Below are 25,580 nucleotides of genomic sequence, written 5' to 3' on the forward strand. Positions count from 1 at the left end.
GCCGGAGCGGAGGGGACGATGCGCGCGGGCGTCATGCGCGCAGCCCCTCGCGCGAGCGCACGAGCAGGATGAGCAGCGGGGCTCCGAGCGCGGCGACGACGATGCCGGCCTCGAGCTCGCCGGGCGGCACGACGAGGCGGCCGATGATGTCGGCGACGAGCACGAGGGCGGCGCCGGCGAGGGCGGCGACCGGTATGCGCGCGAGGTGCGAGCCGCCGACGGCGACGCGGGCGGCGTGCGCCCCGACGAGGCCGACGAACACGATGGGCCCGGCGATGGCGGTCGCGGCGCCGGCGAGCACGACGATCGTCGCGATCGCGGCGGCGCGGGTGGGCGCGAGGCGGAACCCGAGCCCGCGGGCCACGTCGTCGCCGAGTGCGAGCGCGTCGAGCGCGCGGGCGAGCAGGGCGGCGCCGACGATGCCGACGACGATGAGCGGCGAGAGCGCGAGCGCGCCGTCGAGGCTGCGCCCGGTGAGCGAGCCGACCGTCCAGAAGCGGTAGCGGTCGAGGGTCTCGGGATCGCTCAGCAGCACGAGGGTCGTGAGCGAGGTGAGGCCGGCGGTCACGGCGGCGCCCGCGACGACGAGCAGCGCCGGATCGCTGCCGACGCGCGAGGTCGCGGCGATCGCGGCGATGAGCGAGGCCGCGCCGAGCGCCCCGAGCAGGCTGAAGCCGGCGAGCGCGAGCACCGAGGTGACGCCCGCGACGGCGATGCCGAGCACGACGGCGAACGAGGCGCCCGCCGTGACGCCGAGCAGGCCCGGGTCGGCGATGGGGTTGCGGGTGACGCCCTGCATGACGATGCCGGCGACGCCGAGGGCGGCGCCCGCGAGCAGGCCGATGACGGTGCGGGGGATGCGCAGCTCGCGCACCACGACGGCGTCGACGGAGTCGGGGCCGAGCGCCGCGGGGTCGACGAGCGCGAGCACGGCGACGATCGGGTCGGTCGCCCGCGCCCCCACCGCGAGGCTCAGCGCGACGGCGATGAGCAGGCCGCCGACGAGCGCGCCGACGCCGAGCAGGCGGCGCGCACCTCCCCCCGGTCGCCGCAGCGCCGGAGCGGGCGGGGCGAGCGCGGGGCTGCCCCCGCTCACTGCCCTTCGCTGCGGCCGTGCCGCCAGTAGCCCATGAAGGCGACGTTGGTGCGGGCGACGCCGACCTCGCTGACGAGGTGGCGGCGCAGCAGCTTGACGCTGCCCGCCTCGCCCGCGATCCACGCGTAGAAGTCGCCCGTGGTCGGGTCGACGGGGCTGTCCCAGAGCAGCTCGGAGTCGACGTCGACGTCGTCGAGCGCGTCCGGGGTCGAGCGCACGACGCTCGCGAGCTCGGCGGTGTGCCGCGGCAGCCAGCCGCGCACGGCCTGCATGAGCAGCTCGCCGCGCGGGGCGACGGCCTCGAAGCCGCGCGCGGTCTCGCAGCCCGCATCGCGGGCGAGCCAGGCGATGCGCGAGGCGCCCTTCGGAACCACGTTCTGGATGTCGGCGCTCGACGGCACCTCGATGAAGGACTGCGCGGTGACGCCCGGCTCGAGCGACTCCATGATCGAGCAGATGGCGGGCAGGGCGGTCTCGTCGCCGACGAGCAGCAGGTGGCGCGCGGCGCCGGGGCGCCAGTCGCAGCCGACGGTCGGGTCGGCGGTGCGGGCGTCGGGGCCGACGATGACGACGGCGTCGCCGACGGATGCCCGGCGCAGCCAGGCGGCGGCGGGCCCGTCCACGGCTCCGACTGCCGGCGGGTGCAGCACCATGTCGACGTCGAGCTGCCCGCGCTCGGGGCGGATGCTGCGCACCGTGTACGTGCGGAACGCGGGCCGCTCGCCCTCGGGCAGCGCGCGCCAGCGGGCGTACCAGCTGCCGTCGCGGATGCACTGCTCGTCGTGCTGGCCCAGATCGGGCATCCCGCCGCCCTCGAGGGGCAGCACGAGCTTGATGCGCTGGTCGAGGCCCGTCGGCGCGAACACCGCGAAGTCGGAGCTCGAGAACGTCACCCGCACGAGGTGGGGGCTGAGCGGCAGCACCCGCTCGACGACCGCGGCGAAGGGGCGGTAGGCCGGGTACTCGACGGCAGCCTCGACGGCCGGCTCGACGACGGCCCCGTCGACGGGCGTCGCAGCGCCGTCGATCGCGGTCGAGGGTGAGGTAAGCATTACCTAAGTATGCAGGAACCCCGGCCGTGGGCGCGAGTCGGGATGCCCTGGGAATAGTCTCCACGAAACCTTCGTGCCGTCCGTGCCCGCGACTACGCTGGAATTCTGCGCCCCCCAGCCGATCCCGGAGGCGCGGCAGACGATACGAGGAGACGACTATGCGTGGAAAGATCCTGTTCCTGACCGGTATGGGCGTGGGCTACGTGCTCGGCACCAAGGCCGGCCGCGAGCGCTACAACCAGATCAAGCGCACCGCCTCCACGCTCTGGAGCGACCCGCGGGTGCAGCAGCGCGTCGACCAGGTCGAGGACTTCGTGAAGGAGAAGGGCCCGGAGGTCGCCGAGTTCGTGGGCGACAACGCCAAGAAGCTCGCCTCGCAGGTCACCGGCCGCGGCTCGTCGACCTCGGGCTCCGGCTCGACCGCGAAGAGCACCCGCAGCACGCGCAGCTCGGCCGCGAAGAGCTCCACCGCCAAGAGCTCCACCGCGAAGGGCTCGAGCAGCTCGAGCTCCTCCTGAGCGGGGCGCGACGATGACCGACCCCCGTCAGAGCAGTGAGCGCAAAGGACTCTTCGCGCTCATCGCCGACGTGCCCCGACTGATCGGAGACCTCGTGCGCGCGGAGATCCAGGCGGCCAAGGACGAGATCGCCGGCAAGCTCAAGGCCGCCGGCATCGGCGTCGGGCTGCTCGTCGGCGCCGGCCTGTTCGCGCTGTTCGCGCTCATGGTGCTGCTGGCCGCCGCCGTGCTCGGCCTCGCCACCGTGCTGCCCGCCTGGGCGGCCGCGCTCATCGTGGGCGGTGCGCTGCTGCTCATCGCCGTCATCATCGCCCTCATCGGCGTCTCCGCACTGAAGCGCGGGGTGCCGCCCATGCCCACCGACACGATGGACAGTGTCAAGGAAGACGTCCGCGCCGTGCGCGGACTCAGGAAGTAGAGGCCAGACATGACCGACGCCCAGACCCCCGCCGCCGCGAGCAGCTCCGCCGCGACGAGCACCGAGAAGTCCATCGCCAGCGCCGTCGAGAACGCGAAGGAGGCCGTCACCGACTCCGTCGAGGCGACCCGCGCGCAGCTCGAGCACACGCTCGACGCCATCGAGGAGCGCCTCGACGTCAAGAAGCGCAGCGAGGAGCTCTACGCCAAGGCGCAGCGCTCGTACGACGAGAACCCCGTGCCGTGGATCGTCGGCGCGACCGCCGTCGCCGTCGGCGTCGTCGGGCTCATCGCCTGGGCGATCTTCAGCGACGACTGAGCGCCCCTCCGGCCGCACCGCGCCGCCCCTCGCCTTTTCGGCGGGTGGGCGGCGCGGCGGTTAACCGGATCGTGACCCTCTCGATTAGGGTTCCCGGCCGCGCAGGGCGATGATGGAACGGATGGCCCTCCCGAGCGATGCGATCGTCGACAGCGCCCCCACCGGGGCGCTCCCCGTGATCAAGCCCCTTCTCGGCTGGCGCGTGCTCGTTCCACGCGGCGGCAAGTGGGGCGACGGCATTTCCGCCGCGCTGCGCACCCTCGGCGCCGTGCCCGTCGTCGCGCCCCTCATCAACTTCGCCGGCACCGAGAACCCCGAGCAGCTGGCCGCCGAGCTCGAGCGCCTGCAGGCCGGCGAGTACGGCTGGCTCGTCGTGACGAGCGCCACCACCGTCGACGTGCTCATGAGCCAGGGCGTGCGGCTGCCCCAGCGCACCCGCGTCGCCGCCGTCGGCGAGACCACCGCGCACGCCCTGCAGCTCGCCGGCTACCGCGTCGACTTCGTGCCCGGCGACCACTCGGCGCGCGGCCTCGTCAAGGAGTGGCCCGGCACCGAGGCCGACGGCCCCGTGCTCATCCCGCAGAGCGAGATCGCCGAGCCCACCCTCGTCAGCGGACTCTCCGCCGCGGGCATCGACGCCCGCTTCGTCAGCGCCTACCGCACGATCGGCACCGCCGCCCCGGCCGCCGTCGTGCACGACGTCGCCGCCGGCCGCATCAACGCCCTGCTCGTCAGCTCGGGCAGCGTCGCCCGGCAGATCGCCGAGCAGTTCTCCCCGCTGCCGAGCACGACCGTCTGCATCTGCATCGGCCCCCGCACCGCCTTCGACGCGCGGGCCGCCGGCCTCACGGTGCAGGGCATCGCCGAGGAGCGCTCGAGCGCGGCGCTCGTGCGCGCGCTCTCCGACTACGTCATCGAGTCGGGCGACGTGCGCCCTCCCGCGGCCCGGTAGGCGACGCGCGCGGGGCGGCCCGATCCGGTTCGGGATGCCCCGGCCGGGGCATCCCGCAGCAGCAGGAGCCGGTCGTGCCCCTCGCCGGTCGTCGCTCAGCCGAAGAGCAGTGCGGCCTCGTCGTAGCGCTCCTGCGGCACGGTCTTGAGCTTGCCGAGGGCGTCGGCGAAGGGCACGTGCACGATCTCGGTGCCCTTGAGGGCGACCATCTGACCCCAGTGGCCGTCGTTGACGCTGCGCACCGCGGCCATGCCGAGGCGGGTGGCGAGCACGCGGTCGAACGCGCTCGGGGTGCCGCCGCGCTGGATGTGGCCGAGCGTCGTCGCGCGGGTCTCGATGCCCGTGCGCTGCTCGATGAGCGGGGCGATCTGCTCGCCGATGCCGCCGAGCCGGGGGCGGCCGAAGGCGTCGAGGCCGCGCTCGGAGTGCGGGTCGTCCATCGAGTCGAGCGTGAAGCCCTCGGCGACGACGACGAGCGGCGCGCGACCGCGGTCGTAGGCGCTCGTGACCCACTCGACGAGCTGGTCGAGGCTCGTGCGCTGCTCGGGGATGAGGATGGCGTGGGCGCCGGCGGCCATGCCCGAGTGCAGGGCGATCCAGCCGACGTGGCGGCCCATGACCTCGGCGACCATGCAGCGGTTGTGCGCGTCGCCGGTGGTGCGCAGGCGGTCCATGGCCTCGGTCGCGATGCCGACGGCGGTGTCGAAGCCGAAGGTGTAGTCGGTGGCGTCGAGGTCGTTGTCGACCGTCTTCGGCACGCCGACGATGCGCACGCCCGCGTCGGTGAGGCGCTTGGCGGCCGCGAGGGTGCCCTCGCCGCCGATCGCGATGATCGCGTCGAGGCGGTTCTCGGCCATGACCTCGTTGATGCGGTCGACCCCGCCGCGGCCCTCGAAGGGGTTCGTGCGGCTCGTGCCGAGGATGGTGCCGCCCTGCTTGCTGACGCCCTTCACCTCGTGCCGGCCGAGCGGCATCGTGTCGTTCTCGACGAGGCCCTTCCAGCCGTCCTTGAGCCCGAGGAACTCGTGGCCGTGGACGGTCTCTCCGGTCAGCACGGCTCCGCGGATGACGGCGTTCAGGCCCGGGGCGTCGCCGCCCGACGTCAGCATTCCAATGCGCATAGCCCTATCTAAGTGCGTGCGGGGCGATGCCGCGAAACGGGGGAGGATCGTTCGCCCCCGATCGATCCTGCACGCCGCCTGAGCGACGGGTACCGCTGCCCGTCGCCCTGAGGATGCGTCGGCGATACAGTCGTCGCGGGCGGGGCGCACGAGACCTGCTCGTCCGACCGCCATCCCACCACCAGGAGCCGATCATGACCGACGCACCCCCTCCCGCCCAGCCCGCCTACAACCAGCAGCCCGCGTCGTACAGCGGCGGCACCGGCGCCGCGACCGGCGAGGACCCGGGCCGGGTGCTCGGCATCGTCTCCCTCGTCCTCGCGTTCGTCTTCGCGCTCGGGGGGCTGATCACCGGCATCATCGCTCGCAAGAAGTCGAAGGAGGCCGGTTTCGACAACGGCTTCGCCAAGTGGGGCATCATCCTCTCGATCGTGTTCATGGTGCTCGGCGTCATCCTCGCGATCGTGCTCGTCGCGCTCCTCGCGAGCGGGGCCGCCCTGTTCGGCGGCGCCGTCGCCGACCTCTGCGCCGGCTACGACTCCGGTACCTACGAGACCACCACGGGCGAGCTCATCACCTGCCCGTAGTCCTCGCTCGACCCGACGGGGCGGCAGGGTGCGCATCGCGCATCCAGCCGCCCCGTTCGCGTCGACGGCGTCGCACGGGCACCACGTCGGTCCGCTCCACGTCGGTCCCCTTCGTGTCCGGTCGGTGTCCGCCTCGCCGGGTTCGCCATCCGCCGCGCGGTGAGAGCGGGTCTCGCGACCGGCGTGTCGTGCAAGAGTCCGCGCGAGGCGGACACCGGCGCTCGGCCTGTGCGGGCGGGGGAGCGCGACCTCGCCGCAGATCCCGGGGCGGCAGGGCCGGTGCGCGGGGTGGGATGCTCGCCGCGAGCCGGTGCGAGCTCGAGCCGAGCATCCCGTCGTCGTTCGCCCGCACCGCGCGCTCAGCCGTCGCCCCTAGCTTTCTCGGCATGAGCACCCCCTCGCCCTCGCCGCTGCTCGCCCTCGGCGACGAGACCTACGTGCTGCTGACGACGACGCGGCGCTCGGGCGTCGCCGTGCCCACCGCCGTCTGGGTCGGCCGCGACGGCGACGCGCTCGTCGTGACGACCGCCGCCGATGCCGGCAAGACGAAGCGCATCCGGCACACGCCGCGCGTCACCCTGCAGGCCTGCGACCGGGCGGGGAACCCGACCGCGGGTGCCCCGATCGTCGAGGGCCGCGCCGTCGTCGACGACTCCGACGCCGCGCGCGACCGGCTCGACGCGCTCTTCCGCCGCAAGTACGGCGCGACCTACGCGGCCATCCGCGCGATGGGGAAGCTGCGCGGCCGCAGCCGGTCGTCGTCGGTGGTGCTGCGCATCATGGAGCCGTGACGCCGCCGCCCCCGCCCCTCGACCCGCGCGCGGCGACGCCCGACGCCGAGACCGAGGTGCGCCTCGACGGCCCCGCCGACCTGATGGGCACGCTGTTCCCGCTGCGGCGCGGGCACGGCGACCCCACGCTGCAGCGCCCCCTCGACGGCGGACCGTGGGGTGACCTGTGGCGCACGCAACGCACCCCCGAGGGGCCCGCGACGCTGCGCCTCACCGTCGAGGAGTCGACGCAGGTGGCGTCGTGCGTGCGGGTGCGGGCGTGGGGCCCGGGCGCGGCATGGAGCGCGGGCCAGGCCGGCGAGCTGCTCGGGCAGGGCGACGACTGGGCCGGGTTCGACGGGCTGCTCGGCCGGCTCGCCGGCGAGCCCGACGACCCGGCGGCGCCGGCGGCATCCGCGCTCGCCGCGGTGCGCCGGCGCCGCCGCGGCCTGCGGCTGCTGCGCACGGGCATCGTGCTCGAGTCGGCCGTCGCGGCCGTGCTCGAGCAGAAGGTCACGGGCGTGGAGGCCCGGCGGGCGTGGCGCGGGCTCATCCGGCAGCACGGCGAGGCGCCGCCCGGCCCCGCGCCGGAAGGCATGCGGGTGATGCCCGACGCCGAGGGGTGGCGCAGCATCCCGGACCACGATTGGCACCGTGCGGGGGTCGGCCCGCAGCGCATGCGCACCATCCGGCGCATGGCGGCCGTCGCCCCCGCCCTCGAGCGCACGCTCGCCCTCGGTCGCGGCGGCGAGGCGGTCGCCCGGGCGCTCTGCTCCATCCCCGGCGTGGGGGAGTGGACGGCCGCCGAGATCACCCAGCGCGCCCACGGCGACGCCGACGCGATCAGCGTGGGCGACTACCACCTGGCGCACGTCGTCTGCCACTGGTTCACCGGCGAGCGCGGCGAGGACGCCGACATGCTGCGGCTCATGACCCCCTTCGCCGGGCACCGCCAGCGCGTCGTGCGGCTCATCACCGCGAGCGGCGTCGCGGAGGAGCGCCGCGGGCCGAAGATGACGATCCAGGACCACCGGGCGCACTGACCGGGCGCACTGACCGGGCGCACTGACTGGGCGCGCGGGGCGGCGCGGGCGGCGGTCGTGCGATCCCGCCGGTCGCCGCGCGGGATGCCCGGCTCCCGCTGTCGGGCCGCCACAGCCGGCGTGCTCGCGGCCGCCCAGGGGCATAGGGTCGCGCGGGTGAACATGCTCTTCCGCCTGCTGCTGCTCAGCATCCGCGCCCGCTTCGGCGAGCGCATCGCGCCCACCGACGTCGCCCGCACGAGCTTCCGCGTGCTGCCGACCGACCTCGACGTGCTCAACCACATGAACAACGGCGTGTACCTGTCGATCATGGATCTCGGGCGCATCGACCTCATGGCCCGCTCGGGCGTCTGGCCGGCGCTCAAGAGCCGCGGCTACTACCCCGTCGTCGTCGCCTCGACCATCACGTACCGCCGCTCGCTCGAGCCGTGGCAGCGCTTCGAGGTCGAGAGCCGCATCATCGGGCTCGACGAGAACTCCGGCTACGTCGAGCAGCGCTTCGTGCGCGACGGCGAGGTCTGCGCGCGCGGGGTCGTGAAGGCGCGGTTCCTCAAGAGGTCGGGCGGCAGCGTGCCCATGGACGAGCTCGCGGCGCTGTTCGGCCTCGACCCCGACGACCACCCCATGCCCGAGTGGCTGGCCCGGTGGAGCGCCGAGACGGCCCTGCCGCCGCGCCGGGAGCCGACGCCGAGCGTGTGGAACTGAGCGGGATGCGCCGCTAGCGTTTCGACCATGCCCGACGCCGCCCGCCCCTCCGCCGAACCCGCCCGCCGCCCGCGCTCCGTCTACGGGGTCGGCGAGGAGCCCGAGGTGCAGGCCTCGCTCGCCAACGAGCGCACGGCGCTGAGCTGGATCCGCACGGGCATGGCCCTCGTCGCCGGCGGCATCGCCCTGGCCACCCTCGCGAGCTTCGGCGACCTGCCCGTCGTCATCATCGCGATCGCCGGTCTCGCGAGCCTCGGCGGCGGCGTGCTCGCCGTCTGGGCGCTCGTCTCGTGGCGCCGGGTCGAGCGGGCGCTGCGCCGCCGCGAGCACCTGCCCTCGCCCTCGGCCCTGCCGTGGCTGGTCGCCGGGGTCGTCGCGGTCGCCCTGTTCCTCGCGGTGTTCTCGGGCTTCGAGGCGCTGCAGGCGGTGCCATGAGCCGAGGGGGCGCCGCGGGGCGGGTCGGGCGCTCGCCCGTCGACCGCACGAGCCTCGCCTGGCAGCGCACCTCGGCGACCGCGGCTCTCGTCGCGCTCTTCGCCGCCGTCACCGCACTCCGACTCGGAGAGCCCGAAGTCGGCATCGCTGCCACGGCGCTCTCGGTGGTCGGGCTCGTCGTCGGCGCGTCGACGCCGCGCGTCCGCCGCTCGACGGCCGAGCACCGCGACGCCTGGCCGGTGGTGGTGCGCGCCGCCGTCGTGCTCGTGCTGAGCGCCGCGGTCGGCGTGATGCTCGCCGTCGCGGCGCTCGTCGGTGGGTAGGGGGACGCTCGCGACGGCGGTTCGCGCGCGAGTTGCGCCTTCTGCGTCGACTTGCGCTTTCGGAAGGCTCATCTCGACACGAACCCGCAACTCGGCGACGGCGGCACCCGCGCGCGAGGGTTCGGGCGGCGCGGGCCGGGCATCCCGCGATCGCTAGAGTCCCGCGCGCTCCTCGAGCACCGCCATCGCCGCGTTGTGGCCGCCGATCGCGCTGACGGCGCCGCCGCGCTGCGCCGCCGATCCGCAGAAGTGGATGCCCGCGAGACCCGTGCCGACGCCCCAGCGCTCCGCCGGCGTGCCGGTGGGCGCATCGTCCTCCAGCCACGGCCACGACAGGTCGCCGTGGAAGATGCTGCCCCCGGGCAGGCGCAGCGCGTGCTCGAGGTCGCGGGTGGTCTTCGTCTCGATGCAGGGATCGCCGTTCGCGTCGGTCAACAGCAGCGACTCCACGGGCTCGGCGAGCACCGAGTCGAGCGACGCCAGCACCGCCGCCTGCAGGGTCGCGCGCATGGCGTCGTTCGTGGCCTCGGTGACGAGCCGGTCGGGGGCGTGCAGCGCGAAGACGGTGAGCGTCTGGGCACCGCTCGCCCGCAGCTCGGGACCGAGGATGCTCGGGTCGGTCAGCGAGTGGCAGTAGATCTCGGCCGGGATCGGCTCCGGCACCCGGCCCGAGGCTGCCGCGTCGTAGGCGGACTGCAGCTGGCGGAAGGTCTCGTTGATGTGGAAGGTGCCGCCGAAGGCCGCCGCGGGGGCGAGCGCGGCATCCCGCAATCGGGGCAGGCGGCTGAGCAGCAGGTTCACCTTGACCTGCGATCCCTCCGCGGCGGGGGATGCTGCGCCCTCGCTCGCGCCGCCGGCGCTGTCGCGCGAGCCCGCGGCGAGCAGTCGGGCCAGCTCGGCCGGCGAGCAGTTCACCAGCACCTGGTCGGCGGCGATGCGGCGCTCGCCGTCGGCGCTGCGCTCGCCGCCGCGCTCGCCGCCGCGCCCGTGGCCCTGCCGCACGGTGACGACGCGATCCCCGTCGAGCGCCACGACCTCGGCGCCCGTCGTGAGCCGCGCGCCGGCCAGCCGGGCGGCCCGCGCGAGCTCGCCGCTCACGGCGCCCATGCCGCCGACCGGCACGTTCCACGCCCCCGTCCCGCCGCCGATCACGTGGTAGAGGAAGCAGCGGTTGGCGAGCAGCGAGGCGTCGTCGTTGGGGGCGAAGGTGCCGATGAGCGCATCGGTGTAGACGACGCCGCGCACGAGGTCGTCGGCGAAGGTGTCGGCGATCGTGGTGCCGACGGGGCGCTCGATGAGGGCATCCCACAGGGCGTCGTCACCGACCGCCGCGCGCGCCTCGGAGCGGGTCAGCAGCGGGTCGGTCACCGTCGGGAACAGCGCGCGGGCGAGGCGGCCCGTGCCCGCGTAGAAGCGCTGCCAGGCCTCGGCGTCGGCAACCGCGCCGAGCGAGGCGAAGCTCGCGGCCGTCGCCTCGGGGTCGTGGTCGTCGACGAGCAGGCCGCCGGCTCCGTGCGGGTTGGGCGTGTACGAGCTGTAGCGGCGCGGGGCGAGGGCGATCGAGAGCCCGAGGTCGTCGATGACCTTCTGCGGCAGGAGGCTGACCAGGTACGAGTAGCGGCTGAGCCGGGCATCCACCCCCGGGAACGCCTGCGCCGAGACCGCGGCCCCGCCCAGCACGTCGAGCCGCTCGAGCACCTCGACGTCGAGCCCCGCCCTGGCGAGGTAGGCGGCCGCGGCGAGGCCGTTGTGGCCGCCGCCGATGATGACGACGTCGCGCCGTTCGGTCACGGGATGCTCCTCCTCGAGTGCGGCGGGCGTCGCCGCCTTAGCCAGCCTACGTCGGGGGTGCTTCTCGTGCTGAGCTCACTCGGAAGCACCAAAGTGCGTACGACGACTAACCATCACGGTGCAGCAGGTCGGTTGTGTCGCAGAGCCTCGCTACATTCCCGCCCTACACAAATGTAGGGCGATGTACAGTGTGACGGTGACTGAAAAAGCCCGCACATCATCCACTGGCAAGTCGACACGGACTCGGGGCACCAGGACCGTCAAAGCGGGCCATGTTCGAGTGGCCGGTAAGAAGGCGCAGACCAACGAAAACTTCCGGCGCCCGCAGACGACGGTGAAGCAGAGTTCCCCCGCGAGCGGCTTAGTTGCGCTCCGAGAACTGGCTGTCCCTCAACAGCGGGCCGGGTTCTTGATCCATGCTTTGGGAAATCAGGCACGCGTCGCCGAGCTCCTAGAGGTTTCACGCAGTCAACCCGGCAGGTGGAGCAAGGGTGAAGAGTCGCCGAGCCCGCAGCATGCTCGTGAACTAATTGATCTTGACCATGTCGTCGCGCGAGTTGTGTCATGGTTGGGCCCAAAAATGACGTATTCCTGGCTGAACGGGTCCAACGCATTTCTTGAAGGCGCAAAGCCCATCGATGTTCTGCGGTCGCGAGGCTCGTCTGAAGTTGTGGACGCGCTCGACGCAGAAATGTCGGGGGCATACGCCTAGCTGATGCTGTTCTATCGAGTTTTCATTCATGACGCTGGCGCCGCACCGGGTAAACCAGGCCATGCGCAGTATTTGCACCGTCCTCAGACAAAGGGCAGATGGGATAACCCTTCGCTCTACGAGAGCTGGTACCTCTCCACGTCGCCCGAAGGCGCCATCGGTGAGACTTTTGGCAACCTCGACTACTGGACTAAGGACATGTTCACTCGTCCGTATATGCCGTCGGGACGCATGGCTTTAGGAGTTTTCGAAATTCCTGACGACCTCGCTGTCTGTGATTTGGACAATCCCCGCAATTTGGACCACTACGGCATGAGGGCAAGCGAAGTTGTGAAGCGGAATCTGCCGTATACACAAGAGAAAGCGAGAGAGATTTTCAGTGACGGGCGCTGGGCGGGGATTGGGTGGTGGTCGTACCACCGCCCGATCTGGTCGAATCGTCTTATTTGGGGAACGACCGCTGCTCCGGCCCCCATGACTCTCGTAGACGTGGAGCGTCTTGAACTCAGCCATCGGGCACTCATCAGCGCTCGCGAATCTCTGGCAAAGCAGATCAGATGATGTTGATTGGGATGTCCTGGGCTAATCAAATGTCTAGTTGCTGGAATTCGGAACCACCTCGGGGGTCGAAGCGGGGCCCCTGAAGAGCGCAAGCCGGAAACGCAGAATTGCTTCGTGAGCCGGACGACTGCGGATTGTTTGGTCCGGGCGGCCGTCGACCGAAGTCGACCGCCTCCGCGAGGATCGCCCGCACCGCCACGATCGCCGGCCGCGCCGCCGAGGTCGTGCGCGCCGCCGTGAACACCGTGCGCTGCGGATCGCCCTCCAGCGCGAGCAGCGGCACCCGCGGCTCCGCCCCGCCCCAGACGAGGTCGGGCAGCAGCGCCACCGCGTGCCCGGCCTCCACGAGCCGGATGTGCGCTTGCAGGTCGGCCGTCTCGAACCGCACGTCGGGCTCGAAGCCCGCGAGCCGGCACTGCTGCTCCGCCCAGTGGCGCGAGGCGGTGCCGCGGGGCTCCATGACCCAGGCGGCGCCGGCGGCGTCCGCGATCGAGGGGATGCTCGGCGCGAGCATCCCGTCAGCGCCGGGCCCCGGCGGCACGCCCAGCCGCAGCGCATCCCGCAGCAGGGGCACCCGGTCGAGCTCCGCCCGCCGCGGAGCGGCGTGCGCCGGGTACTCCTCGGCGATGACGAGGTCGAACTCGCGCGCCCACACCTCGTCGAGGGCGCTCTCGGGTTCGCGCTGGGTGATCTCGACGCGCAGCTGCGGGTGGCGCTCGGCGAGCAGGCCCAGCGCGCGCGGGACGATGCCGAGCGCCGCCGACTGGAAGACGGCGAGCCGCACGGTGCCGCCGACGGTCGAGGCGCTCGCGGCGAGGCGGCTCTCGAGCGCTTCCATCTCGTCGAGCAGGCGGTCGGCGCCGGCGACGAGCAGGGCGCCCTCCGGCGTGAGCTGCACGCGCCGGCCGGCGCGCTCGAGGAGCGGCGTTCCGGCCTCCTGCTCGAGCAGGGAGAGCTGCTGCGAGATGGTCGAGGGGCTGTAGGAGAGCGCGCGGGCGACGGCGTGCAGGGTGCCGCGGCGCTGCACCTCGCGCAGCAGGCTCAGGCGGCGCAGGTCGAGCACGGGCATCCCCTCATCGATCATCAATTGTTCGGTCGAATCGAACAGTACCGTGCGCTATTCATCGCTTCCGCCGATGGGCCGGCCGGGCGCACACTGTGGATGTCGGGCGCGGACGCGCGCGGCGCGGCGACGAGCGGCGAAGGCTGGCAGTCTGATGACCATGAGCGAGACCACCCCCCGAACGGGTGCCACGAGCATCCCGGGTTCGGGCGATGCCGCGGCCACCGCCGCCCCCGCGACGAACGACGCGACGACGGCAGCGACGACCGCTGCCACGACCGACGCGGCCGCCGACGCCGCCGTGCAGCTCGTGCGCGACTGGCTCGCGCAGACGGAGGGCGTGAAGCCCGACGCGGGAGCGGCGCGGCTCGCGGGGCTGCTGCAGGATCCTCGGGGGCTCGACTTCGCGATCGGCTTCGTCGACCGGGTGGCCCGGCCCGACGACCTGCGCGTCGCGGGTCGCAATCTGGAGGAGCTCAGCAGGAGCATCCCGTCGTTCCTGCCCGCCCCGCTGCGCGGACTCATCGCGCTCGGCGGCGGCTTCGCGCCCCTGCTGCCGCGCCCGATCATCCCCATCGCCCGGCGCGTGCTGCGCGGCCTGGTCGGCCACCTCATCGTCGACGCGACCCCCTCGAAGCTCGGCGGAACCCTCGCAGGCCTGCGCGAGCAGGGCGACAAGCTCAACATCAACCTGCTCGGCGAGGCCGTGCTCGGCGACGCGGAGGCCGACCGCCGCCTCGAGGGCATCACCGAGCTCGTGCGCCGCGACGACGTCGACTACGTGTCGGTGAAGGTCTCGGCGATCGTCAGCCAGCTGTCGATGTGGTCGTTCGACGAGACCGTCGAGCGCGTCGTCGCCCGCCTCGCGCCCCTCTACGACACGGCCGCGCTCGGCGTCTCGCCGACCTTCCTCAACCTCGACATGGAGGAGTTCCGCGACCTGGACCTCACCATCGCGGTGTTCGAGAAGCTGCTGGCCCGGCCGAGCCTGAAGAGCTACGAGGCCGGCATCGTGCTGCAGGCGTACCTGCCCGAGGCGCTGCCCGCCCTGGAGCGTCTCACCGCGTGGGCGCAGCGGCGCCGAGCCGAGGGCGGTGCGGGCATCAAGGTGCGCGTCGTGAAGGGCGCCAACCTCGCCATGGAGCGCGTCGACGCGGCTCTGCACCACTGGCCCGTCGCGGTGCTGCCGAGCAAGCAGGCGAGCGATGCGAACTACAAGCGCGTCATCGAGTACGCGCTGAACCCCGATCGGGTGGATGCCGTGCGCATCGGCGTCGCCGGCCACAACCTCTTCGACATCGCGTGGACGCACCTGCTCGCGACCTCCCGCGGCGTCGCCGACCGGGTCGAGTTCGAGATGCTGCTCGGCATGGCCTCGGCGCAGGCCGACGCGGTGCGCCGCACGGTCGGGCACCTGCTGCTCTACACGCCGGTCGTGCATCCCGAGGATTTCGAGTCGGCGATCAGCTACCTCATCCGCCGTCTGGAGGAGAACGCGAGCACCGAGAACTTCCTCTCCGGCGTCTTCGAGCTCTCGGGCGACGCGCGCATCTTCGCCCGCGAGGAGGGCCGGTTCCGCGCCTCGCTCGCCGATCTCGCCGCGTCCCCGGCGGCCCCCGCCCCGCATCGGGTGCAGAACCGGCTGACCGAGGGGGATGCTCCGCGCGCCCTCCCCGCGGCCGCCCGCCTCAGCGACCCGGGTTCGCTGTCGGGCGTGCGCGAGGCCTTCGACAACGAGCCCGACACCGACCCCGCCCTGCCGGCCAACCGGCAGTGGGGGCGCGCCGTGCTCGCCGCCGCCGCGGCGCACGCCGAGGAGTCGTCGCCGCTCGGCGCCGAGACGGTGGCGCGCGCCGCCGTGGCGGACGCGGGGTCGCTCGAGCGCACCGTCGCCGACGCCCGTGCGGCGGCCGCCGGCTGGGCCGCCCGCTCGGCACCCGATCGGGCGTCCGTGCTGCACGCCGCGGGCCGAGCGCTCGCCGCGCGCCGGGCGGAGCTGCTCGAGGTCATGGTCGCCGAGGCGGGCAAGACGCTCGCCGAGGGCGACCCCGAGATCAGCGAGGCCATCGACTTCGCGCACTACTACGCCGAGAGCGCGCGCGATCTGGCGCTCGTCGACGACGCCCGCTTCGTGCCGGCGCGGCTGACGGTCGTCGCCCCGCCCTGGAACTTCCCCGTCGCGATCCCGGCGGGCAGCGTTCTCGCGGCGCTCGCCGCGGGCAGCGCCGTCATCATCAAGCCCGCGCCGCAGGTGAAGCGCTGCGCGGCGATCATGGTCGAGGCGCTGTGGGCGGCGGGCGTCCCCCGCGAGGTGCTGCGCTTCGTCGACGTGCCCGAGAACGAGCTCGGCCGCGCCCTCATCGCGCACCCGGCGGTCGACCGCGTCGTGCTGACGGGCGCGTTCGAGACGGCGGCGCTGTTCCGCTCGTGGCGCTCGGATCTGCCGATCCTCGCCGAGACGAGCGGCAAGAACGCGATCGTCGTGACGCCCTCGGCCGACTACGACCTCGCCGTCGCCGATATCGCGAAGTCGGCGTTCGGGCACGCGGGCCAGAAGTGCTCGGCGGCCTCGCTCGCCATCCTGGTCGGCTCGGTGGCCGACAGCGCGCGGTTCCGCCGCCAGCTGGTGGATGCGGTGAGCACCATGAAGGTGGGCTGGGCGACCGACCCGACGACGATCGTGGGCCCGCTCGTCGAGCCCGCGCAGGGCAAACTGCTGCGCGCGCTCACGACGCTCGGCGAGGGCGAGGAGTGGCTCGTCGAGCCGCGCCGCCTCGACGACGAGGGCCGGCTCTGGAGCCCGGGGGTGCGTCTCGGCGTGCGCGAGGGCAGCGAGTTCCACACGACCGAGTACTTCGGCCCCGTGCTCGGCATCATGCGCGCCCGCGACCTCGACGAGGCGCTCGACCTGCAGAACGCGACGAGCTTCGGCCTCACCGCCGGACTGCACTCGCTCGACCGCGACGAGGTCGCGCAGTGGCTCGACGAGGTCGAGGCCGGTAACCTCTACGTGAACCGCGGCATCACGGGCGCGATCGTGCGCCGGCAGCCCTTCGGCGGCTGGAAGCGCTCGAGCGTCGGCGGTTCGACGAAGGCCGGCGGCCCCTCCTACGTCATGGGCTTCGGCTCGTGGCAGCCGGTGGCGCGCGAGCCGAAGAAGAACCTCAGCCTGCGCCACCTCTCGCCCGGGGTGCAGCGTCTGCTGCAGGCGGCGCAGCCGGGCCTCGACTTCGCCGGCTTCGACGCCGCGCGCGCCGGGGCGCTCAGCGACGAGAAGGCCTGGCAGGACGAGTTCGGGCTGGCCCGCGACGTGAGCGGGCTCGGCGTCGAGCGCAACGTGCTGCGCTACCGCCCCACCGAGGTGCAGCTGCGCCTCGCGGAGGGAGCGCCGATGGCGGGGCTCGTGCGCCTGCTCGCCGGGGCCGCCCGCGTGGGAGCCGCCGTCGCCGTGAGCTCGGCCATCCCGCTCGCGGCGCCGCTCGTGGCCCTGCTCGAGTCGGTGGCCTCCGACGACCCGTTCGCGGTCGACCGGGCCGCGACGGCCGTCGTCATCGAATCGGACGCCGCCTTCACCGCCCGCGTCGTCGAGCGGCGCCCGGCGCGCATCCGCATCGTCGGCGCCGATGGCGCGATCGCGCCCTTCGTGTCGTCATCGCCGGATGCCCGCCTCGGCGCCGTCGTCGCGCGCGAGCTGCACGCCGCCCTCGGCGGAGACCCCGACGTGGCGATCTACGCGGGCCCGGTGACCGCGGCCGGCCGCGTGGAGCTGCTCCCGTTCCTGCGCGAGCAGGCCGTGTCGCTCACCGCCCACCGCTTCGGCAATCCGTTCCCGGCGCTGGGGGAGCTGCCGCTGTAGGGGTCGCGGCCGGCTGCCTGCTCGTCCCGCGCCGCCCTCGATCTGCATCGCTCCGCCACCGCGAGTACGGCACCGCGACGGTGACGGCCGACGCTGCACCGGGGTCCGGGTCGCCCGCCCAACGCCCTTCCACAACTTCGGATCGCCCGAATCCGTTTCACACGATCCGCAGTTGTGGAAGGAGCGCGAGGTCGAGTCCTCCGCCGGAGACCGCGCCCTGCGTGCGAGCAACCCTGCGGTCGCGGGTGCTGCGAGGGTGACCGCGTGACCGCGTGACCGCGTGACCGCGTGACCGCGCGACCGGCGGCCGAGTGGGCGGGGGCGTGGCGTGGTGCGCGGCTCAGGTGCGCAGCGCGGCCCGGACGAGCGCGAGCGCCGCGTCCTCGGGCAGGCCCAGGCGGCGCACCCGGTCGGCGAACTGGCGTGCGGCATCCTGCGCCTGCTGCTGCGTGGGGTCGCCGTGCTGGGCGATGAAGGTGCCGTTGCGGCCGCGGGTCTCGATGACGCCGTCGGCCTCGAGCTCGCGGTAGGCGCGGGCGACGGTGTTGACGGCGAGGCCGAGCTCCTCGGCGAGGGCGCGCACGGTCGGCAGCTTCGCCCCGGCGGCGATCGCGCCGGCGGTGACGGCGTCGCGCACCTGCACGCGCAGCTGCTCGTAGGGGGGCGTTCCCGACGTCGGATCGACGGTGATGATCACGGTCGGAGGATACCCGGGGCAGGAGTGCGTTCGGGTCAGTCGCCCTTCTCGGCCGCCGCCTCCTCGTCGGGGTGGATCGGCGTCCAGCCGTACCACCCGTCGTCGGCCGGGATCACGCCCCAGTCGCCGCAGACGAAGACCGACTCGACGAAGGGGTCCGGCGCGCCCTCGACCGAGAACGCCGGCCCGGAGAGCCGCTCCACCTCGACGCACCGCGCGGGATCGAGCGCGGTCGACGTCGTCGCGAGCAGCACCGCGGGGTCGGCGTCGGGGGTCTCCCGCAGGCGGATCCCCGTCGCGTCCGCGGGCAGCCACGTCGCCGTGCGCTCCCCGTCGGCGACGAACTCGGCGGTCGTCGCGAACTCGGCCGCCCGCTCGTTCTGGAGGGCGTCGCCGATCGCGCAGCCGACGAGGCTGACGGACGAGAGGGCGACGACGGGGGCGAGGAGGGCGAGGGCGAGACTGCGCGAAGGGGTCATGAGTCCATTCAGCCCGCGTGCACGCCGCCCGTCCTCGCCCGCGAGGACTGCCGGGTCGGCCCGCGAGGACCGTTCCTCCTCAGCCCTGCGACCCCTGCCGCCCCACCGCGCGCGCCCCACCGCGCACGTCGAGTTGCGGTCTCGACGCCGACTTGAGCCTTCGGAACCCTCAACTCGACACGAACCCGCAACTCGACGCCGCGAGCCGCTCGCCGAGGCGCCGCCCCGCCCGCCGCGCCTCCTACCCGGCGGCCGGCGCGTGGCGCTCGAGGAACGCGTACACCTCGGTGCGATCCACGCCGGGGAAGCTCTCGCGGGGCAGCGCCGCCAGCAGCGACGAGTGGATGCGCGCCTGCGGGCGGGCGGCGGCGGCCCAGCGGGCGGCGAGCTCCGGCGGAGCATCCTGGCAGCAGGAGGGGTCGGGGCAGGTCGACGTACCCCGCCGCGGGGTCTCGCGCCCGCGGAACCACTTGACGTGCGCGAAGGGCGTGCCCACCGAGATCGAGAAGTCGCCCGCCGAGCCCGACTCGATGCGCGAGGTGCACCAGTACGTGCCCGTGGGCTTGTCGGTGTACTGGTGGTACGGGCTGAAGCGGTCCGGCTCCTCGAAGACCTGCCGCGCCGACCAGCGGCGGCACACGGTCTGCCCCTCCACGGCGCCGAGGGCATCGGTCGGGAACCGCACGGCGTCGTTCTCGTACGCCTTCGACAGCACGCCGGCGGCCGAGACCTTGAGGAAGTGCACCGGGATGCCGAGGTGCTCGGTGGCGAGGTTCGTGAAGCGGTGCGCGGCGGTCTCGTACGAGACGGCGAAGCGGTCGCGCAGATCCTCGACGGCGAGGGCGCGCTCGGCCTTCGCCTGCTGCAGGAATCCGACGGCGTCGGCCTCGGGCACGAGCAGCGCGGCCGCGAGGTAGTTCGACTCGACGCGCTGCGTCAGGAACTCGGCGTACGACCGCGGCTCGGGCCGCTGCAGCACGTGCCCGGCGAGCGCCTGCAGCAGGGTCGTGCGCGGGTCGCGCCCCGGCGCGTGCTGCGCGGGCAGGTAGATGCGGCCGTGCTCGAGGTCGGTGACCGAGCGGGCCGAGGGCGGCAGGTCGCTCACGTGGTGCAGCGTGAAGCCGAGGTGCGCGGCGAGCTCGGCCGCGAGGCGCTGCGAGAGCGGCCCGCCCTCGTGCCCGACCGCCCGCAGCAGCTCGGCCGCCTGCGCCTCGAGCTCGCCGAAGTAGTTGCCGCGCGCCCGCATCTCGCCGCGCAGCTCGGCGTTCGCGCGCCGCGCCTCCTCGGGCGTCGCCGCGCGCTCGCGGTGCACGCGGTCGAGCTCGCCATGCAGGGCGAGCAGGGTGCGCAGGGCCTCGTCGCTGAGGCTCTTGCGCGTCGGCAGCGAGGGGATGCCCAGGCTCGAGTACAGCGCCCCCGACTGCGCCCGCTCCCACGCGATCTCGAGCGCCGCGCGCCCCGTCGGTGCCTCCGCGCTCAGCAGCCGATCGAGGCTCACGCCGAGGGCGCGGGCGAGCGACTGCAGCTCGCTCAGCCGCGCCTCGCGCTTGCCGTTCTCCAGCACGGAGAGGTGCGAGGGGGCGATGCCGATCGCCTCGGCGAGCGCCGCGAGGGTCATGCCGGCCTCGCCGCGCAGGGTGCGCACGCGACGGCCGAGGGTCAGGGTGTCGAGCATGTCATCAGCCTGGGCGGGGCGCGCGTCGTCGGGAACCATGCGCCGAGCATCCCACCGCCCGCCTTTCGGCGGAAGCGAAGAACACGAATATTTCAGTCAATCTCGCCGGGTGAGCCGTCGCGTTCTTCGCCGAGGGTGGGTCTCACGACGCACCAGCCCCACTCAGGAGGACACCATGAGCACCGACCGCACCCGCCGCACCGGCGACGAGACGCAGACCGCCGCCGAGCTCGAGACCGCGTGGAAGACCGAGGCCCGCTGGGCCGGCGTGCAGCGCGACTACTCCGCCGAGGACGTCGTCGCCCTGCGCGGATCGGTGCGCGTCGACCACACGATCGCCCGCCGCGGCGCCGAGAACCTGTGGAGCCTCATCCACGACGAGCCCTACGTCAACGCGCTCGGCGCCCTCACCGGCAACCAGGCCGTGCAGCAGATCCGCGCCGGCCTCAAGGCCATCTACCTCTCCGGCTGGCAGGTCGCCGCCGACGCCAACCTCAGCGGCCAGACCTACCCCGACCAGAGCCTGTACCCCGCCAACTCGGTGCCGGCGGTCGTGAAGCGCATCAACAACGCCCTGCTGCGCGCCGATCAGATCGCCACGAGCGAGGGCGGCGAGGCGATGGGCGCGGATGCTCGCATCGACTGGCTCGCCCCCATCGTCGCGGATGCCGAGGCCGGCTTCGGCGGTCCTCTCAACGCCTACGAGCTCATGACCGCCATGATCGAGGCCGGAGCCGCCGGCGTGCACTGGGAGGACCAGCTCGCCAGCGAGAAGAAGTGCGGCCACATGGGCGGCAAGGTGCTCGTGCCGACGCAGCAGCACATCCGCACCCTCAACGCCGCGCGTCTCGCGGCCGACGTCGCCGGGGTGCCGAGCATCATCGTCGCCCGCACCGACTCGCTCGCCGCCGACCTCGTCACGAGCGACATCGACGAGCGCGACCGCCGGTTCCTCACGGGCGACCGCACCGAGGAGGGCTTCTTCCGCACGACACCGGGCATCGACACCGTGCTGGCCCGCGGACACGCCTACGCCCCCTACGCCGACCTGCTCTGGGTCGAGTCGAGCGAGCCCGACCTCGAGCTGGCGCGCACCTTCGCCGAGAGCATCCACAAGGAGTTCCCCGGCAAGAAGCTCGCCTACAACTGCTCGCCCTCCTTCAACTGGAAGCGGCACCTCGACGACGACACCATCGCGAGGTTCCAGAACGAGCTCGGGGCGATGGGCTACGCGTTCCAGTTCATCACCCTCGCCGGGTTCCACTCGCTCAACCACTCGATGTTCGAGCTCGCGCGCGGCTACAAGGAGCGCCAGATGAGCGCCTACGTCGAGCTGCAGGAGGCCGAGTTCGCCTCCGAGGTTCACGGGTACACGGCGACCAAGCACCAGCGCGAGGTCGGCACCGGCTACTTCGACCGCATCGCGACCGCGCTCAACCCGGCGAGCTCCACGCTCGCGCTCGTCGGCTCGACCGAGTCGGCGCAGTTCCACTAGGCCCGGGCGGCACTCCGCTCGGCAGCACGGAACCCGGCGCGCGACCCGCGCCGGGCATCCCCTCACCGCTTCAGCGACACCACGGAAACGAGACCCTCATGACCACCCTCACCATCACCGGGCCGATGCGGCCCCGGTACGACACGATCCTCAGCCCCGAGGCGCTGGCCTTCGTGGCCGAGCTGCACCACCGCTTCGCCGGCGCCCGGCACGACCGCCTGGCCGACCGGATGCGCCGCCGCTACGACCTCGGCAACGGGCGCGACCTCGCGTTCCTGCCCGAGACGGCATCGATCCGCGAGGATGCCGAGTGGCGGGTCGCCGGCGCCGGCCCCGGTCTCGAGGACCGCCGCATCGAGATCACGGGCCCGACCGACCCGAAGATGACGATCAACGCCCTGAACTCGGGAGCGAACGTGTGGCTCGCCGACCTGGAGGACGCCACGAGCCCCACCTGGGCGAACATCGTCGAGGGGCAGCTGAGCCTCTACGACGCCATCCGCGAGCAGCTGGAGTTCACCAGTGCCGAGGGCAAGCACTACCGCGTCACCGCCGAGCGCACCCCCACGATCGTGATGCGGCCGCGCGGCTGGCACCTGGTCGAGAAGCACATCGAGCACGTCGACCGCGCGGGCCTGCGCCTCGCCGCGAGCGCGAGCCTCGTCGACTTCGGCCTCTACGCCTTCCACAACGCCCGCGAGCTCGTCGCCCGCGGCCGCGGCCCGTACTTCTACCTGCCGAAGCTCGAGAGCGCCCGCGAGGCGCGGCTGTGGGACGAGATCTTCACCTACACCGAGCAGGCGCTGGGGCTCGAGCACGGCACGATCCGCGCGACCGTGCTCATCGAGACCTTCCCGGCGGCGTTCGAGATGGACGAGATCCTCTACGAGCTGCGGGACCACTGCGCGGGCCTCAACGCCGGCCGCTGGGACTACGTGTTCTCGATCATCAAGAACTACCGCGGCCGCGGCCAGTGGTTCGTGCTGCCCGACCGCGACCGCATCCTCATGACGCTGCCGTTCATGCGGGCCTACACCGAGCTGCTCGTGCAGACCTGCCACAAGCGCGGCGCGCACGCCATCGGCGGCATGAGCGCGTTCATCCCCAACCGGCGCGACCCCGAAGCGACGGAGCGGGCGCTCGAGCGCGTGGCCGCCGACAAGCGCCGCGAGGCCGCCGACGGCTTCGACGGGTCGTGGGTCGCGCATCCCGACCTCATCCCCACTGCGCGCGCCGAGTTCGACGCCGTGCTCGGCGAGCGCCCGAACCAGCTCGAGAAGCAGCGCGACGACGTGCACGTCACGGCGCGCGACCTGCTCGACATCCGCTCGGCGGGCGGCGAGGTCAGCCTCGCCGGGGTGCGCGCCAACATCTCGATCACCGTGCGCTACCTCGACTCGTGGCTGCGCGGCATCGGCGCCGCCGCCATCGACGGACTCATGGAGGACGCGGCGACGGCCGAGATCAGCCGCAGCCAGCTGTGGCAGTGGATGCACCAGGACACGGTCACCGTCGAGGGCGAGCCGATCACCCGCAGCCTCGTCGAGCGGCTGCTGCGCGAGGTCGTGGCCGAGCTGCCGCAGCCGGAGGGCCACCGCCTGCTCGAGGCGGAGGACGTGTTCCGCACGGTCTGCCTGCAGGACGAGTTCCCGACGTTCCTGACGGTGCCCGCGTACACGCGGTACCTGGTCGAGCGGCCGGAGGGCATCCCGGAGCGGGTCGGGGAGTCGGTCGCCATGTGAGCGACGCCGAGGGGGACAGGCCGGAAGGTCTGTCCCCCTCGCGCTGTGCGCCTTGGCGCGGGTGGTGCGATGCCGCGCCGAGCCGCCCGGGGCGTCATCGAGTTGCGCGTTCTCGCCGAGTTGCGCCTCCCGAACACGCAACTCGGCCCCGACCCCCTCTCGGCACCTTGACGGGCTCGATTCGCCGACCTACCGTTGGAACATGAGCATGGCTACGGTCGAGCAGCCGTCCACCCGCCGGGTCGGGCACCTCCTCGTCGACGTCGCCCTGCTCGGACTGGCGGCAGCACTCATCGCGATCGTGCTGAGTGTGCCGGGACCCGAGATCTGCCCGGCGGCGATGCCGCCATCGCCCGAGTGCGACCTGGCTGCGCGCGATCGCACTGCAGCGCTCACGGTCACCGTGATCGGCCTCCTCTCGCTGTTCGGGTGGATCGTCAACCACACGATGCGCGGCGCGCGGCGCCCCGTCGCCCTCGTGGCGCTGGTCGTGGCGATCGCGGTCGCCGGGTTGGTGGGCGCGGACGCTCTGCAGACCGACCTCCGCGTCATCGATCCAGGAACCTCGCTCGGCTGATCCCTTCAGGTCGCAGGTCGCAGGTCGCAGGACGCAGGACGCGGCTCGATCCTCGAGACGACGCAATCCGTCGAAACGACGATTCGGGAGCGTCGTCTCGACGCAAACCGTCGTCTCGGCGCGCCGGCGGGCTCGCGGGCCCGCCGGCGATTCGCCGCCTGCCGCCGCTCAGTCGTAGTGCCGGTGGATCAGCCGCGTCAGCACGATCGCACTGCGCGTGTGGTCGACGTTCGGGGCGATGCGCACGCGCTCGAGCGCGTCCTCCAGCGCCGGGATATCGCGCGAGCGCAGGTGCACGATGGCGTCGGCGTCGCCCGTGACGGTGCCGGCGTCGACGACCTCGGGCACGGCCGAGAGGATGCGCCGCAGCTCGTCGGGCGCGACGGTGCCGCGGCAGAACAGCTCGACGTACGCCTCGACCGCCATGCCGTCGACCGCCGGGTCGACCTGCACCGTGAAGGCGCGGATGGTGCCGTCGGCGACGAGCTTGTCGACGCGGCGCTTGACGGCCGAGGCCGACAGGCCGACGACGTCGCCGATGTCGCCGTACCCGGTGCGCGCGTTCTGGCGCAGCTGGTCGATGATGCGGTAGTCGATGGCGTCCATGGCGGGAGGCTATGGCACTTTTCGAGCGTGAGCGAGCATCCCGACGCGGAATCGATGCGCGTCACGGCCGACACCGCCGAATGGATGCGTGTGAGACTGGGGGCGTGACCTCCACCAGCACGACCGCCGAGACCGAGATCCGCCCCGACGCGAGCGAGCGCACGCCCACGAAGCGCACCGTGCTCATGTGCCGCCCCGACCACTTCACGGTGAGCTACCGCATCAACCCGTGGATGCATCCCGAGAACCCGACCGACACGAGCCTCGCCGTGCAGCAGTGGCAGCGCCTCTACGACGTGTACGTCGACCTCGGCTTCACCGTCGAGCTCATCGACCCCATCGCCGGCCTGCCCGACATGGTCTACGCGGCCAACGGCGGCTTCACCCTCGACGGCATCGCCTACGGCGCGAAGTTCACCTTTCCCGAGCGCCAGCCCGAGGGCCCCGCGTACATGGACTGGTTCGGTGCGAACGGGTTCCGCGTCGCCGACCCGGTCGAGACGAACGAGGGCGAGGGCGACTTCCTGCTCGTCGGCGACGTCATCCTCGCCGGCACGGGGTTCCGCAGCGACTCGGGCAGCCACCGCGAGCTCACCGAGGTCTTCGGGCGCGAGGTGCTCACCCTGACCCTCATCAACCCGTCCTTCTACCACCTCGACACCGCGATCGCCGTGCTCGACCCCGAGCCCGACGCGCACGGCCGGCAGAACATCGCCTACCTCGAGAGCGCCTTCGACGAGGCCTCGCTGACGATCCTGCGCGAGCGCTTCCCCGACGCGATCCTCGCCACCGAGGAGGACGCCGCCGTGCTCGGCCTCAACTCCTACAGCGACGGCTGCAACATCGTCATCGCCTCCCGTGCGAAGGACTTCGAGCGCCAGCTGCGCGAGCGCGGCTACAACCCCATCGGCGTCGACCTCAGCGAGCTGCTGCTCGGCGGCGGCGGCGTGAAGTGCTGCACCCTGGAGCTGCGCCGATGACCGATGCG

At 73.0% G+C, this 25,580-nt stretch carries 25 protein-coding genes; 16 read left to right on the forward strand and 9 right to left on the reverse strand.

Features of this window, described 5'->3' with window-relative positions:
- Window positions 1–31: 31 nt before the first annotated feature.
- Window positions 32–1,096, reverse strand: a complete 1,065-nt coding sequence (locus HGB54_RS00375) for a FecCD family ABC transporter permease (RefSeq protein ID WP_168914695.1) — start codon at window positions 1,094–1,096, stop codon at window positions 32–34.
- Window positions 1,093–2,148, reverse strand: a complete 1,056-nt coding sequence (locus HGB54_RS00380; RefSeq protein WP_168914696.1) for a siderophore-interacting protein — start codon at window positions 2,146–2,148, stop codon at window positions 1,093–1,095. The genes HGB54_RS00375 and HGB54_RS00380 overlap by 4 nt, the downstream gene beginning before the upstream one ends.
- A gap of 158 nt (window positions 2,149–2,306) precedes the next feature.
- Between HGB54_RS00380 and HGB54_RS12545 the strand changes: the two genes are divergently transcribed.
- The 4 genes from HGB54_RS12545 (at window position 2,307) to HGB54_RS00400 (ending at window position 4,354) form a co-directional block, all read left to right on the forward strand.
- The gene (locus HGB54_RS12545) at window positions 2,307–2,666 is read left to right on the forward strand and encodes a YtxH domain-containing protein (protein WP_228545856.1); all 360 of its coding nucleotides are present in this window, start codon (window positions 2,307–2,309) and stop codon (window positions 2,664–2,666) included.
- Between the two features lie 13 nt (window positions 2,667–2,679).
- Window positions 2,680–3,084 (forward strand): phage holin family protein, encoded by a 405-nt coding sequence (locus HGB54_RS00390; protein WP_168914697.1) that lies wholly within the window; start codon window positions 2,680–2,682, stop codon window positions 3,082–3,084.
- A 9-nt stretch (window positions 3,085–3,093) separates the two neighbouring features.
- Window positions 3,094–3,402 (forward strand): DUF3618 domain-containing protein, encoded by a 309-nt coding sequence (locus tag HGB54_RS00395; RefSeq protein ID WP_168914698.1) that lies wholly within the window; start codon window positions 3,094–3,096, stop codon window positions 3,400–3,402.
- Between the two features lie 121 nt (window positions 3,403–3,523).
- The gene (locus HGB54_RS00400) at window positions 3,524–4,354 is read left to right on the forward strand and encodes a uroporphyrinogen-III synthase (RefSeq protein WP_168914699.1); all 831 of its coding nucleotides are present in this window, start codon (window positions 3,524–3,526) and stop codon (window positions 4,352–4,354) included.
- 95 nt (window positions 4,355–4,449) lie between these two features.
- Here the strand turns inward: HGB54_RS00400 and HGB54_RS00405 are convergent, their stop codons facing one another.
- Window positions 4,450–5,475 (reverse strand): 6-phosphofructokinase, encoded by a 1,026-nt coding sequence (locus tag HGB54_RS00405; protein ID WP_168914700.1) that lies wholly within the window; start codon window positions 5,473–5,475, stop codon window positions 4,450–4,452.
- A 194-nt stretch (window positions 5,476–5,669) separates the two neighbouring features.
- On the opposite strand from HGB54_RS00405, the gene HGB54_RS00410 reads away from it, so the two are divergent.
- The 6 genes from HGB54_RS00410 (at window position 5,670) to HGB54_RS00435 (ending at window position 9,338) form a co-directional block, all read left to right on the forward strand.
- Window positions 5,670–6,062, forward strand: a complete 393-nt coding sequence (locus tag HGB54_RS00410; protein ID WP_168914701.1) for a DUF4190 domain-containing protein — start codon at window positions 5,670–5,672, stop codon at window positions 6,060–6,062.
- A gap of 386 nt (window positions 6,063–6,448) precedes the next feature.
- Entirely contained in the window at window positions 6,449–6,853 is a 405-nt protein-coding gene (locus HGB54_RS00415; RefSeq protein ID WP_168914702.1) for a PPOX class F420-dependent oxidoreductase, read from the forward strand.
- The gene (locus HGB54_RS00420; RefSeq protein WP_228545857.1) at window positions 6,850–7,875 is read left to right on the forward strand and encodes a DNA-3-methyladenine glycosylase family protein; all 1,026 of its coding nucleotides are present in this window, start codon (window positions 6,850–6,852) and stop codon (window positions 7,873–7,875) included. The genes HGB54_RS00415 and HGB54_RS00420 overlap by 4 nt, the downstream gene beginning before the upstream one ends.
- 162 nt (window positions 7,876–8,037) lie before the next feature.
- The gene (locus HGB54_RS00425) at window positions 8,038–8,580 is read left to right on the forward strand and encodes a thioesterase family protein (protein WP_228546040.1); all 543 of its coding nucleotides are present in this window, start codon (window positions 8,038–8,040) and stop codon (window positions 8,578–8,580) included.
- A gap of 27 nt (window positions 8,581–8,607) precedes the next feature.
- Entirely contained in the window at window positions 8,608–9,015 is a 408-nt protein-coding gene (locus HGB54_RS00430; protein WP_168914704.1) for a YidH family protein, read from the forward strand.
- The gene (locus HGB54_RS00435; RefSeq protein WP_168914705.1) at window positions 9,012–9,338 is read left to right on the forward strand and encodes a hypothetical protein; all 327 of its coding nucleotides are present in this window, start codon (window positions 9,012–9,014) and stop codon (window positions 9,336–9,338) included. The genes HGB54_RS00430 and HGB54_RS00435 overlap by 4 nt, the downstream gene beginning before the upstream one ends.
- Before the next feature lie 153 nt (window positions 9,339–9,491).
- Here the strand turns inward: HGB54_RS00435 and HGB54_RS00440 are convergent, their stop codons facing one another.
- The gene (locus HGB54_RS00440) at window positions 9,492–11,129 is read right to left on the reverse strand and encodes a phytoene desaturase family protein (protein ID WP_168914706.1); all 1,638 of its coding nucleotides are present in this window, start codon (window positions 11,127–11,129) and stop codon (window positions 9,492–9,494) included.
- 715 nt (window positions 11,130–11,844) lie between these two features.
- On the opposite strand from HGB54_RS00440, the gene HGB54_RS00445 reads away from it, so the two are divergent.
- Window positions 11,845–12,402: an RES family NAD+ phosphorylase gene (locus HGB54_RS00445; RefSeq protein WP_168914707.1), complete on the forward strand. Its 558-nt coding sequence runs from the start codon at window positions 11,845–11,847 to the stop codon at window positions 12,400–12,402.
- Window positions 12,403–12,427: 25 nt separating this feature from the next.
- Here the strand turns inward: HGB54_RS00445 and HGB54_RS00450 are convergent, their stop codons facing one another.
- Window positions 12,428–13,465, reverse strand: a complete 1,038-nt coding sequence (locus HGB54_RS00450) for a LysR substrate-binding domain-containing protein (RefSeq protein ID WP_168916721.1) — start codon at window positions 13,463–13,465, stop codon at window positions 12,428–12,430.
- Between the two features lie 160 nt (window positions 13,466–13,625).
- Here HGB54_RS00450 and HGB54_RS00455 point away from each other — a divergent pair, with 160 nt between their 5' ends.
- Entirely contained in the window at window positions 13,626–17,321 is a 3,696-nt protein-coding gene (locus HGB54_RS00455; protein ID WP_168914708.1) for a proline dehydrogenase family protein, read from the forward strand.
- Window positions 17,322–17,661: 340 nt separating this feature from the next.
- Here HGB54_RS00455 and HGB54_RS00460 read toward each other — a convergent pair whose 3' ends face one another.
- The 3 genes from HGB54_RS00460 to HGB54_RS00470 form a co-directional block, all read right to left on the reverse strand.
- Window positions 17,662–18,015: a GntR family transcriptional regulator gene (locus HGB54_RS00460; RefSeq protein ID WP_168916722.1), complete on the reverse strand. Its 354-nt coding sequence runs from the start codon at window positions 18,013–18,015 to the stop codon at window positions 17,662–17,664.
- A gap of 38 nt (window positions 18,016–18,053) precedes the next feature.
- On the reverse strand, window positions 18,054–18,497 hold the full coding sequence (locus tag HGB54_RS00465) for a hypothetical protein (RefSeq protein WP_168914709.1): 444 nt from the start codon (window positions 18,495–18,497) through the stop codon (window positions 18,054–18,056).
- Between the two features lie 241 nt (window positions 18,498–18,738).
- Window positions 18,739–20,211, reverse strand: a complete 1,473-nt coding sequence (locus HGB54_RS00470; protein ID WP_168914710.1) for a helix-turn-helix domain-containing protein — start codon at window positions 20,209–20,211, stop codon at window positions 18,739–18,741.
- A gap of 136 nt (window positions 20,212–20,347) precedes the next feature.
- Between HGB54_RS00470 and aceA the strand changes: the two genes are divergently transcribed.
- From aceA to HGB54_RS00485, 3 genes are all read left to right on the forward strand, one after another.
- Window positions 20,348–21,667 carry an isocitrate lyase gene (gene aceA, locus HGB54_RS00475; protein WP_168914711.1) on the forward strand — a complete coding sequence of 440 codons (1,320 nt, stop codon included), beginning with the start codon at window positions 20,348–20,350 and terminating at the stop codon, window positions 21,665–21,667.
- A 98-nt stretch (window positions 21,668–21,765) separates the two neighbouring features.
- Window positions 21,766–23,409, forward strand: coding sequence for a malate synthase A (aceB, locus tag HGB54_RS00480; protein ID WP_168914712.1), 1,644 nt, complete (start codon window positions 21,766–21,768; stop codon window positions 23,407–23,409).
- A 202-nt stretch (window positions 23,410–23,611) separates the two neighbouring features.
- Window positions 23,612–23,986: a hypothetical protein gene (locus tag HGB54_RS00485; protein ID WP_168914713.1), complete on the forward strand. Its 375-nt coding sequence runs from the start codon at window positions 23,612–23,614 to the stop codon at window positions 23,984–23,986.
- A 168-nt stretch (window positions 23,987–24,154) separates the two neighbouring features.
- Here HGB54_RS00485 and HGB54_RS00490 read toward each other — a convergent pair whose 3' ends face one another.
- A complete protein-coding gene (locus HGB54_RS00490) occupies window positions 24,155–24,592 on the reverse strand; it encodes an Lrp/AsnC family transcriptional regulator (RefSeq protein ID WP_168914714.1) in 438 nt (145 codons plus the stop codon).
- Window positions 24,593–24,696: 104 nt separating this feature from the next.
- Between HGB54_RS00490 and ddaH the strand changes: the two genes are divergently transcribed.
- On the forward strand, window positions 24,697–25,572 hold the full coding sequence (gene ddaH, locus HGB54_RS00495; protein ID WP_407663493.1) for a dimethylargininase: 876 nt from the start codon (window positions 24,697–24,699) through the stop codon (window positions 25,570–25,572).
- Window positions 25,573–25,580: the final 8 nt, after the last annotated feature.

This window comes from Microcella flavibacter (assembly GCF_012530535.1).
GTDB lineage: Bacteria > Actinomycetota > Actinomycetes > Actinomycetales > Microbacteriaceae > Microcella > Microcella flavibacter.

Bases quoted from the DNA above. Each gene is read 5' to 3' on its own strand.
- HGB54_RS00380 (WP_168914696.1), bottom strand. From the start codon at position 2,148: ATGCTTACCTCACCCTCGACCGCGATCGACGGCGCTGCGACGCCCGTC.
- HGB54_RS12545 (WP_228545856.1), top strand. From the start codon at position 2,307: ATGCGTGGAAAGATCCTGTTCCTGACCGGTATGGGCGTGGGCTACGTG.
- HGB54_RS00390 (WP_168914697.1), top strand. From the start codon at position 2,680: ATGACCGACCCCCGTCAGAGCAGTGAGCGCAAAGGACTCTTCGCGCTC.
- HGB54_RS00395 (WP_168914698.1), top strand. From the start codon at position 3,094: ATGACCGACGCCCAGACCCCCGCCGCCGCGAGCAGCTCCGCCGCGACG.
- HGB54_RS00400 (WP_168914699.1), top strand. From the start codon at position 3,524: ATGGCCCTCCCGAGCGATGCGATCGTCGACAGCGCCCCCACCGGGGCG.
- HGB54_RS00405 (WP_168914700.1), bottom strand. From the start codon at position 5,475: ATGCGCATTGGAATGCTGACGTCGGGCGGCGACGCCCCGGGCCTGAAC.
- HGB54_RS00410 (WP_168914701.1), top strand. From the start codon at position 5,670: ATGACCGACGCACCCCCTCCCGCCCAGCCCGCCTACAACCAGCAGCCC.
- HGB54_RS00415 (WP_168914702.1), top strand. From the start codon at position 6,449: ATGAGCACCCCCTCGCCCTCGCCGCTGCTCGCCCTCGGCGACGAGACC.
- HGB54_RS00425 (WP_228546040.1), top strand. From the start codon at position 8,038: ATGCTCTTCCGCCTGCTGCTGCTCAGCATCCGCGCCCGCTTCGGCGAG.
- HGB54_RS00430 (WP_168914704.1), top strand. From the start codon at position 8,608: ATGCCCGACGCCGCCCGCCCCTCCGCCGAACCCGCCCGCCGCCCGCGC.
- HGB54_RS00435 (WP_168914705.1), top strand. From the start codon at position 9,012: ATGAGCCGAGGGGGCGCCGCGGGGCGGGTCGGGCGCTCGCCCGTCGAC.
- HGB54_RS00445 (WP_168914707.1), top strand. From the start codon at position 11,845: ATGCTGTTCTATCGAGTTTTCATTCATGACGCTGGCGCCGCACCGGGT.
- HGB54_RS00455 (WP_168914708.1), top strand. From the start codon at position 13,626: ATGAGCGAGACCACCCCCCGAACGGGTGCCACGAGCATCCCGGGTTCG.
- HGB54_RS00465 (WP_168914709.1), bottom strand. From the start codon at position 18,497: ATGACCCCTTCGCGCAGTCTCGCCCTCGCCCTCCTCGCCCCCGTCGTC.
- HGB54_RS00470 (WP_168914710.1), bottom strand. From the start codon at position 20,211: ATGGTTCCCGACGACGCGCGCCCCGCCCAGGCTGATGACATGCTCGAC.
- aceA (WP_168914711.1), top strand. From the start codon at position 20,348: ATGAGCACCGACCGCACCCGCCGCACCGGCGACGAGACGCAGACCGCC.
- aceB (WP_168914712.1), top strand. From the start codon at position 21,766: ATGACCACCCTCACCATCACCGGGCCGATGCGGCCCCGGTACGACACG.
- HGB54_RS00485 (WP_168914713.1), top strand. From the start codon at position 23,612: ATGAGCATGGCTACGGTCGAGCAGCCGTCCACCCGCCGGGTCGGGCAC.
- HGB54_RS00490 (WP_168914714.1), bottom strand. From the start codon at position 24,592: ATGGACGCCATCGACTACCGCATCATCGACCAGCTGCGCCAGAACGCG.